The organism is Mycoplasma imitans ATCC 51306 (assembly GCF_000518305.1).
Taxonomy (GTDB): domain Bacteria; phylum Bacillota_I; class Bacilli_A; order Mycoplasmatales; family Mycoplasmoidaceae; genus Mycoplasmoides; species Mycoplasmoides imitans.
Genome location: NZ_KI912418.1, coordinates 17821 through 28574 on the forward strand (window position 1 = coordinate 17821; position 10754 = coordinate 28574).

At 30.2% G+C, this 10754-nt stretch carries 8 protein-coding genes; all 8 read left to right on the forward strand.

Translation table 4 applies throughout. The features are described from left to right. Positions 1–6: 6 nt before the first annotated feature. From P690_RS0103755 to P690_RS0103790, 8 genes are read left to right on the forward strand one after another with little or no spacing between them, the layout of a single operon-like run. Positions 7–2622 carry a hypothetical protein gene (locus tag P690_RS0103755; RefSeq protein ID WP_027122404.1) on the forward strand — a complete coding sequence of 872 codons (2616 nt, stop codon included), beginning with the start codon at positions 7–9 and terminating at the stop codon, positions 2620–2622. Beyond that, positions 2622–5480: an excinuclease ABC subunit UvrA gene (gene uvrA / locus P690_RS0103760; protein ID WP_027122405.1), complete on the forward strand. Its 2859-nt coding sequence runs from the start codon at positions 2622–2624 to the stop codon at positions 5478–5480. Before P690_RS0103755 ends, uvrA begins: the two co-directional genes overlap by 1 nt. 36 nt (positions 5481–5516) lie before the next feature. Further along, positions 5517–6404 (forward strand): translation elongation factor Ts, encoded by an 888-nt coding sequence (gene tsf / locus P690_RS0103765; protein WP_051420977.1) that lies wholly within the window; start codon positions 5517–5519, stop codon positions 6402–6404. A 20-nt stretch (positions 6405–6424) separates the two neighbouring features. After that, positions 6425–7135, forward strand: coding sequence for a UMP kinase (gene pyrH / locus P690_RS0103770; protein WP_027122407.1), 711 nt, complete (start codon positions 6425–6427; stop codon positions 7133–7135). Between the two features lie 10 nt (positions 7136–7145). After that, the gene (gene frr / locus P690_RS0103775; RefSeq protein WP_027122408.1) at positions 7146–7697 is read left to right on the forward strand and encodes a ribosome recycling factor; all 552 of its coding nucleotides are present in this window, start codon (positions 7146–7148) and stop codon (positions 7695–7697) included. Beyond that, positions 7697–8827, forward strand: coding sequence for a phosphatidate cytidylyltransferase (locus tag P690_RS0103780; protein WP_027122409.1), 1131 nt, complete (start codon positions 7697–7699; stop codon positions 8825–8827). The genes frr and P690_RS0103780 overlap by 1 nt, the downstream gene beginning before the upstream one ends. Positions 8828–8831: 4 nt before the next feature. Continuing rightward, positions 8832–9938 (forward strand): 1-deoxy-D-xylulose-5-phosphate reductoisomerase, encoded by a 1107-nt coding sequence (locus tag P690_RS0103785; RefSeq protein ID WP_027122410.1) that lies wholly within the window; start codon positions 8832–8834, stop codon positions 9936–9938. 2 nt (positions 9939–9940) lie between these two features. After that, on the forward strand, positions 9941–10747 hold the full coding sequence (locus tag P690_RS0103790; RefSeq protein WP_036459715.1) for a site-2 protease family protein: 807 nt from the start codon (positions 9941–9943) through the stop codon (positions 10745–10747). Positions 10748–10754 lie beyond the last annotated feature (7 nt).

Here is a 10754-nt window from a genome sequence, read left to right on the forward strand (position 1 = left end):
AACTAGATGGACTTAATGAATGGATTTTTTAGTTTCGAACACGAGCCGGTTTTTTTTCAAATCCATTACCTTTTTTATTACACATGAACTAAAGAAGGCTTAAAAAAACTCGAAGAAATTAATCAAATTTCTTTTCACGAATACGACAAGATCCAGATCCAAGAAGACAAGGCTAATTCGTGATATCAACTGTTTTTAATCCTTAATAAAACTAATAAACCAATTTCGGGACAAGTATATTTAGATGGTCTAAAATACTTATCGAACAAAACGGCTTTTTCTAAGAAAAAAGCAAAACTTTTAGTTGTTAATGTTCACCAAGATGATTATGAAGAGTTTTTAAGAAGTAATAAAAATATTATTACAACACTATTTAATAACTTTTATAATGGTCTGTTGATTAAAGATGTTAAAGAGAAGTTTGTTAGCAGATGAAAATCTAAATTTAGTTTTCATAAAAAAGTTTTAGCAGACCGATTGTTTGATGCTTTTGTTGAAAAAAACAACAAGTTTTTAGAATTACAAAAAAGTATCAAACTGTATAATGATCAGTTTTATAATGCTAAAGACATTAACTTAAGTCACTTTAATTTATTAAAACGTAACTATGATGAATTAGTTGATTCATTAACTAATTACGACGAAGATTTTAAAGCAATCAACGAAAAAAACGTTGAGCTGATTAATGCTAAGAAAACTTCAGAGCATATCTCAAATATTTATTTTGTTCAAGAACAGATTAAAAACTTAAAGGACCGTATTTTTAATTTAAAAATCAATAAAAAATACGGACCTTATTCTGTAGAACAGTTAGCAGAGATCAAAAGAGTTAATGCTGAAATTAAGCAATTAGTTAGTCAGAACAAGAAACAAAGAAGTGATCTTAATAATATTTTAAAAAGTTATATCAAGGGCTTAAAAAAGCAGTTTACTTTTAATAAATCTAGAACATTTATTGAGTTTAATTACGCGGATAAGATTTATTATCTTGTTGAATGATTTAAAGCTAAAGAATTAGCCAAAGTAATTAAAAAAATCCGTTGAATCAGATATCTTGATATTAATAATATCAATAACTTTATCAATAAAGTTAAAAAGATTATTAATAAAAAAACAGAACACATTAATGATTTTCAAAGAGTTATTAATTTAAAAGAAAAAAAACAAATAACTTTTTTATATTCAGATTTAAGGTATAAATTTAAGAAAATTGCCAAAATTTCCTTACATAAAAGTGATCAAGAAATTAATAATTTAATCGTTGATTTAGTTGAAAAAAACAAATTAAATTACGGAAGATATTTGAATGAACTATTCGAAAAAAGATTGTATCTTTCTCGATTAAAACTTAATTTTAAAGAATCAATCAAGTTGTATCGATCACAGCTAAGCGGGTATGATTTTTATAAGTTGTTTGATAACAAATATCAAGCTAAAGTTTTTGCTAATGATACAAAAAAATCATTTAATAAAAATGTTTTAGAAAAGATTTATAAATTATCGATTAACAGTTATCAAAAACTGTATCATTATTATTTCAACTTATCTAAAACTTCACGCAACGATATTCAAGCAACGATCTTTTATATTAACGCGTTTAGTTTCAAACTAACTTTAGCTTTCATGCGATCTTATCAAATGAATCCATTAGTAAGTTTTTATAGCAACTTAATGAATATTCACTGAGCAACAAGATTGATTTGAAACCAAACTAAACATTTTATTGACGAAATTGAGATTGAAACAGATAGCTTAACTAATTTCCCTAAAATTAACTTTGACATTAAAAAATATAGCCAAACCTTAAAAGCAAGGTTCGAATTACAATATAAAAACTATTTAGATAACAACAACAAAATTAACACAACAATCAATTCTCGTTATGATGAATATATTGTTCAACATTCAACCGATGTTAAACATGATTTAAATACTGATGCTTACATTAAATTTAATTCAGAATCTTACAAAAAAGACGTCGAACAAAAAATTAATGAAATTAAAGAACTAATCAGAATAAATAAAGCTAGACAAGAGCAATACAAAGCCGATTACTTATTGCATAATGCAATCGATGAAGAACGATTGCATTTTGATCGGTTTAACAAGTTAAAAAACACGATTAAAACGTTATATTGTAACTTAAAATTAGTTAATAAGATCTTATATAAAAAGAAGTTATTAAAAACTAAGAACGCGATTGATATTCGCACGATTAGTTCAAAACTAAATTATTATTTAGCGATTATCAATCGTTGGGAATGTTTATATAACTTGTTTATGGATTGAAAACCAATTAAATATCGATCAAAAAAACTAAGGAAGATTTTAACCGAATTGTATTTATACCGATCTTATAAAGATGTAGGAATTAGCGAAGAGATTAACTATAGTTATCTTTCATTCTTATCAGGCTCAGATGCAATTACAGTATATTTATTATCTAAGTTTGCCAAATCACCCAAGTTATTATTTGTCGAACAATTTAACTTGAAAAATAAACATGAATATAATGTCTTTAAGGGGTTGTTATTAAAATACCAAAACCAATCACAAACAGCGATCATTCTTAATGATTCTGACAATAAACTAATGAACGATTTAGGGATTAAGAAATTCTAATGAAAAAATTAAAAAAAGATTCAACTAACTACATAAGCATCGTTGGTGCTAGACAAAACAACCTAAAAAATATTAGTATAGATATTCCCAAAAACCAACTAGTGGTAATCACCGGTTTATCTGGTAGTGGAAAATCATCTTTGGCGTTTAAAACAATTTATGCCGAAGGTCAAAGAAGATATCTAGAATCATTATCACCTTATGCGCGTCAGTTCTTAGGGAATAATGACAAACCTGATGTAGATTCAATTGAAGGTTTATCACCTTCAATTTCGATCGATCAAAAATCGACATCACACAACCCAAGATCGACCGTGGGTACGGTTACAGAAGTTTATGACTTTTTAAGATTATTGTGATCTCGTGTTGGTGATGCTTATTGTATTAATGGTCACGGAAAGATTAAAACCACAACGATTAAACAGATCATCGATCAAGTTTTAGAACTTGATGAGAATAGCAAACTACAAGTGTTAGCTCCCGTAATTAAGTTACAAAAAGGAACATTTAAAAACGAGTTTGAAAAGTTTCACAAACAAGGGTTTATGCGCGTGTTAGTTGATGGGGTGATCTATAGTTTGGATGATAAGATTGAACTAGACAAGAACCAAAAACATAATATTAGTATCGTAATTGACCGATTGATTTTAAATAAGGATAACCAAACCAAATTAAGAATTACCGATGCGATTGAAACCGCATTAACAGTAAGTAATGGTTTGATACAGATCATTGCTAATGATGACCAAACTTATGAGTTTTCTTTAAACCACTCATGTGATCAATGTGGATTTTTTATTCCCGAATTAGAACCAAGATTATTTTCATTTAATAGCCCAATTGGTGCTTGTGATTATTGTAAAGGTTTAGGGTTTACTTTTGAACCTGATGTGGATAAGATTATCCCTAATAAAGACTTAACGATTAATGAAGGTGGTATCGATTATTTTAAAAATCGAATCGGCACATCATCTCAAGATTGACAAAGATTTTATTCAATTATCAGACACTATAACATTGATCTAGATACCCCGATTAAAAACTTATCTAAGAAAGAGATCAATTATTTACTAGAAGGTTCAGATGAACCGATTGAGATTGTGATTGAATCTGCCAATCGCAACGGAATTAGCTCACGCCTTGATTATGTTGAAGGGATTGCTAAATTAATCCAAAGACGTCATTTAGAAACTAAGAGTTCGGCTGCACGTGATAACTATTCAAAATACACATCTGAACAAAAGTGTAAAACGTGTGATGGGAAAAAGCTATCACCAGCAGCACTTAGTGTTAAGATCGGTGTACTTGATATTATCGAATTTACCAATTTAAATGTTAATAAAGCTTTAGATTTTATCTTAGGACTGGAATTTAATGAAGAAAAAACTAAGATTGCTAAATTCGTTTTAAAAGAGATTTTAGATCGTTTAAACTTCTTGGTTAATGTGGGATTAGAATATTTAACCTTATCAAGAAATGCATCAACGCTATCGGGTGGGGAATCACAAAGAATTAGATTAGCCACCCAAATCGGATCACGATTATCTGGGGTATTATATGTTTTAGATGAACCTTCAATCGGTTTACACCAAAAAGATAATGATAAGTTGATCAAAACCTTATTATCAATGCGCGATCTTGGTAATAGTTTAATCGTTGTTGAACACGATGAAGAAACAATGATGTCAGCTGATTATCTAATTGATATTGGACCTGGTGCGGGTACATATGGTGGTAAGGTTGTAGCCGCTGGTACAGTTGAAGAAGTGATGAAAAACCCCGCATCACTTACAGGTCAGTATTTATCAAAAAAACAACAGATCGAATTACCTAAAAAACTTCATCCAGGAAACGGTCAAAAGATCATTTTAAAAGGTGCAAGCGCAAACAATTTAAAAAATATTAATGTTGAATTTCCGCTTAATAAATTAGTCGTTGTTACTGGTGTTTCTGGTAGTGGAAAATCCACATTAATTAACCAAACATTGGTTAATGGAATTGAGAAAGCTTTATTCAATAAGCACGTCGAAGTTGGTAAATACAAATCACTAATCGGAATTAATAATATCGATAAAGTGATCAAGGTTTCTCAAGATCCCATCGGTCGAACTCCAAGATCAAACCCGGCAACTTATGTAAGTGTATTTGATGATATTCGCGAAGTTTTTGCTAACGTTTTTGAAGCAAAAGCGCGTGGATATACCAAGTCACGTTTCTCGTTTAACGTTTCTGGTGGTCGTTGTGATGATTGTCAAGGTGATGGAGTGAAATGTATTGAAATGCACTTTTTACCAGACGTATATGTGAAGTGTTCAAGTTGTAATGGTAAGAAGTACAATGAAGCAACTCTTGAGATTAAATATAAAAACAAGTCAATTTATGATGTATTAGAGATGTCTTGTGAAGAAGCACTTGAATTTTTTAAAGTGATTCCCGCAATCAATCGTAAGTTGCAACTGATGTGTGATGTTGGTCTTGGTTATATGAAATTATCAACTAATGCTACTGAACTATCAGGTGGTGAAGCGCAAAGAATTAAGTTAGCAAAATATCTTCAAAGAAAAGCAACTGGTAACACAATCTACGTACTAGATGAACCAACAACCGGATTACATGCTCACGATATCAAGAAATTATTATCTGTGCTTAATCGATTAGTTGATAATGGAGATTCAGTTATCGTAATCGAACATAACCTTGAATTGATCAAGGTTGCCGACCACATTATTGACTTAGGTCCAAATGGTGGAGATGATGGTGGTTATTTAATCTGTGCTGGCACGCCTAAAGAGTTGGTAGAAAACTACACAAACAGTTCATACACAGCACGTTATTTAGCAAAAATAATAAAGAACTAAACTACATAAAAAGTAAATAAAATGGTATAATACATAATTGAAAATATGGCATCAATTACAGAATTAATTAAACAATTAAGAGCTAGTACTCAAGCTGGCTTCATGGATTGTAAAAAAGCTCTAGAAGCAACAAATAACGACATTGATCAAGCGATTAAATGATTAAGAGAAAACGGAATTGCAAAAGCAGCTAAAAAAGTTGACAACGTTGCATCTGAAGGAATCATTAAATTAAAATTAGCTGATCAAAAAGCAACTATTTTAGAAATTAACTCACAAACAGACTTCGTTACTAAAAACGATCAATTCATCGCTTTTTCTAACGAATTAGTAGATTTAGTTCATAAGAACCAAATCGATGATGTTGCTAAGATCGAACAACTTAAATTAGCAAGTGGTTCAACAGTAGCTGAAACCCAAATTCATTTAACAGCAATTATTGGTGAAAAGATCTCATTAAGAAGAGTGGCTTTTGCTAAAGAAGATGCAAACAGTTCATTAGCAACTTACTTACACTCAAACAGCCGCATCGGGGTAATTGTTAAGACATCAAAAACTGATGATAAAGAATTCTTAAAACACGTTGCAATGCACATTGCTGCATCTAACCCGAAATTCTTATCTCAAAAAGATGTATCAGCTGAATTCATCGCTAAAGAAAGAGAAATTGCAGCTGCTCAAGCTCTATCTGAAAACAAACCTAAAGATTTTATTGATCGTATTGTTGATGGAAGAATCAACAAGATTCTTGAAGAAGTTTGTCTAGTTAACCAAAAATTCTTAGTAAACCAAGAGCAAACTGTATTACAAGCTGCTCAAGCTAAGAAGGTTGAAATCTTAAGCTTTATTAGATTCGAAGTTGGTGAAGGTATTGAAAAACAAGTAACTAACTTTGCTGATGAAGTTAAAGCTCAAATGAAATAAAGTACATAAGGTTAAACAAGATGCAAAAGCCAAATATTATCATCAAAATTAGTGGTGCTTCATTACAAGAAAAGAATAGCAACGATTGCTATTCTTATCAAAAAATTAATAATTTGGCCGAACAACTAAAGACCTTATCAAAAAAATACAACATTGGATTAATTGTTGGTGGAGGAAATATCTTCCGTGGTAAGTTAGCCAAGGATTTTGGTGTTGAAATTAATAAAGCTGATTACATTGGAATGTTAGCCACCGTAATTAATTCAACCCTTTTAGAGTCTAAACTGCAATCGTTAGGATTAAAAACTAAAGTTTTATCAGCCTTAGAAGTAAAAGGTCTAACCAACGAAATTAACCCCAAGAGCTTAAGTGAAGTTTTTAATGATTGCCAAGTTGCTTTCTTTTCAGGAGGAACAGGTAACTCACACTTTACTACAGATACAGCAACCGTATTAAGAGCAATTCAGATTAATGCTCAATTAGTATTAATTGGTAAAGATGGTGTTGATGGGGTATATACTGATGATCCTAATAAGAATAAGAAGGCTAAATTTATTGAAAAAATTACCTACCAACAAGCTTTAACTGATCAGTTGCGCGTGATGGATCTAACCGCATTTAGTTTAGCAATGGATCATAATTTAAAACTGTTAATTTTTAATATTGAAGCTGATAAATCAATTATTAAAACAATTGAAGATAAAAACAAACACACAAAAATAACCAATTAATTAAACGATTATGGAATTTAAAACCTATTCAGATTTTTTTGAAAAAAATAGCGATCCAATTATTAGCTGATTTGAAAGCGAATTAGCTAAGGTTAGAAGTGGAAGAGCTAACCTTAAGATCTTAGATGATGTTCGCGCAGAATATTATGGTGAACAAACACCATTAATTGAAATGGCCAGCTTATCAATTCCTGAACCTAGAGAAATTTTAATTAAGCCATATGAAAAATCATCTGTAAATCCGATCCAAGCAGCTTTATTAAAGGCTAACTTAAACCTAACTCCAGTTGTTGATGGAGATAAGATTCGTATTAAGTTACCTCAACTAACTGAAGAAAACCGTAAAGAAAATGTTAAAAAAGTTAAAGCTATCGGTGAAAAAGCTAAGCAAGAAGTGCGTTTTATTCGTCGCGACACTTTAAACAAGATTAAATCAGATAAGATTGCTGATAAAGACTTAAATAAGTATTTTGAAGAACAAGTTGATAAGATTACAAAAAAATATATTGATCAGATCGACAGTATTCTAGCCAAAAAAGAGAAGGATTTATTAAGCCTATAATGCAAATAGGAATACAATCAAAAGATAAACAACCAACTAACAAGAATGATCGATTAGTATCAACTATTGTAATAGTTGGTGTTTATCTTTTATTGTTTGTTTTTAATTTTTTATCAGATTTTAGCAATAATTGATCACCGCTAAAACCCAAATTTAATCAAGGTGTGTTAACAGACACGATCGTTAATGCAAGTGTTAGAACGTTGTTTAGTGTGATCGTATTGATTATTGTTTCAACCGTTTTTTTCTTAGGATTAAAAGAGATTGCTCGTTTATTTTTCAATCTTAAAAAATGAACCAGATGAAGATTTATTTCTTTTAATTTAATCTATTTTTTTGGTAGTAGTTTAGCAAACACAGTAGTTGTTCAGTTTGGAATTATCAAACCTGAAATCAATCTTTTTGGTAATGCTGAAAAATGACCACCTAACATCATTTTTTTAATTGTTATTAGCGCAATGATAGCTTTAAATTTAATATTAAACCTAATTTATTTAAAGTTAAATAACCGCTTAAATAAAAAAGACTTCACACATCTATCTGGTTTATTATTTATCTTTGCCTTAGGTTTTTATGGCATAAACTATGTTTTATTAAACAAAAGTTGAACAACTTTTTTATATTTAATTGCAATTATCGTGATGACCGATTCGTTTGCTTATATTTTTGGTAAGCGATTTGGTAAAACTAAAATGGTTCCTCAAATCAGCCCAAATAAAACTTGAGCTGGAGCAATCTATGGGATTATTACCACGATTGTTTCGATGTTAATAATTACCGTTCTTTATGCAATTCCAATTTTTATTGGAATAACAAATAAAAGCACGCAACCACTTGATCTGATTGATCCGCATAACTTATTAGTTAATATTTATTACATTACTTTTTATCAAACAACGAATAATTTTATTATTTTCTGATGATTCTTCTGTGGGTTTTCAATTCTGGTATTAGCAACAATTGCCATCTTAGGAGATCTGTACTTTTCATACGTGAAAAGACAGTACCAAATTAAAGACTATTCAAATATCTTAAGAGGTCACGGTGGAATCTTAGATCGCTTTGATGCTTTTTGTTTTGTTTTTATAGCGTTTACTGTTTATCAAGTAATTATTAGTTCAGTTAGATAACTTTATGAAAGTTTTAGTACTCGGAGCCACAGGGTCAATTGGCAAGCAGGCAATAGATGTCATCTGTCAATTAAATTACCAATTGGTAGGTTTTTCTTATAATCAAAACCACAAAGAAGCCAAAAACATTATCAATCAATTAAATCCCAACTATGTTTTATGCCATAGTGATCCTAAATACAATAAAAACATTAGTAGTGACCTAATCGAATTAATTGATAAGACCAAACCTAAAGTAATTATTAATGCGATTAATGGTTATCACGGGATAGAGGCTTCTTTAATTAGTTTAAGCAAGAAAAAAGATCTTTTATTAGCTAATAAAGAATCATTGGTAATCGCAGGTTCGCAATTAGAATCGATTAGAAAAAACACCAAAACGCAAATCTATCCAATCGATTCAGAACACAGCGCACTTTATGATTTGTTAAAAGATAAACCTAAAAAACAAATTAAACAGTTGATTATTACAGCTTCTGGTGCTGGTTATTTTAATAAGGATAAAAACGAGTTAAAAAAATTAACATACAATGATCTATTAAACCACCCGAATTGAAAAATGGGAGCAGAGATATCAATCAATTCAGCTACGTTCATAAACAAAGTTTATGAAATCGTGGAAGCTTACCATCTATTCAAAATTAAAGATATAATCCCAGTTGTTGAAAAAACCTCAACAATACACGCAGGGGTGATCTACCAGGATAACTCAGTTCATTTTCATGCAACAACCAATGATATGCGTTGAGCAATACAATCAGCGCTTAGTAAATTTGATAACAAATCAAATGTTATTCAAACACTTGATATTTATCAAAAAACAATTCAATTTGAAAAAATAGATTTTGAACAATATCCAATATTTAAAATTGCTTATGATATATTAAAAAATCCGAACAGTACAAGAGGGGCTGTGCTTACTTGTATTAATGAATATGTCATTAAGTTGTTTAAAAAACAAGAAATTAATTTTTTACAGATAACTGAGTTAATTAATGATTTTTATTGAAGTTATCCCCATAAAAAAATTGATGATATCTGACAAATTAATGATTTAATATTTAAAATTAAAACAGCGATATCAACTAAATATGCGCATTTAGATAAATAACAATGATCTCTTATTACGGCAATCTAACTCTGTTAATCCTCATATTAGTATTTTCAATTATAACGACCTTAACCGTTCACGAGTTTGGTCATTATATTTTTGCACGGATTTACAAGGTGCATGTTAAGGAATTTTCAATCGGGATAGGACCAACTCTGTTCTCATTTTATTTACATAAAAAGAAAATGATTGTTAGTTTCCGAGCAATTTTAGCAGGAGCGTTTGTGATGCTTGAAAGCACCAAACTACGTCAGGTTTATATTGATGAACCTAATGCAAAGAATTATAACTTTTATCTGATGCCAAAACCGAAGGATACGCACGCTTTAGAACAAGTTGGGTATTTGAAACAGATGTTGATCATGATTGGTGGGATTTTAGCCAATTTTATTGCCTTTGGGATCTTTTTAGGAATCTATGCTGGGGTTTATTCAAATACGGTTATTGATTTATCAAGATTTTTCAAAGACATATTTGTTAATTTAGGTAAAGGATTTGTTTTATACGAAGCATGAAGACCCAAAGGCATGGGCGGTGGTGGAGGCGGTGGTGGAGTTAAATTCGCCTCAAGAGTTGCTTCAATTCAGCAACTACTAATTACGTTAATTTCAATCAATGGAGCTACGGCAATCTTTAACTTTATTCCGATAGCGCCATTAGATGGTTCTAAGATCGTTCAATATACATATGAACGTATAACTAAAAAACAGATTAACGAAAAGTTATGAACATGGACGACAATTATTGGTGTTGTTTTAGTATTGTGAGTTTCACTTGGCAGTGTAATTAATACAATAATTATCGGTTAGATAAAAT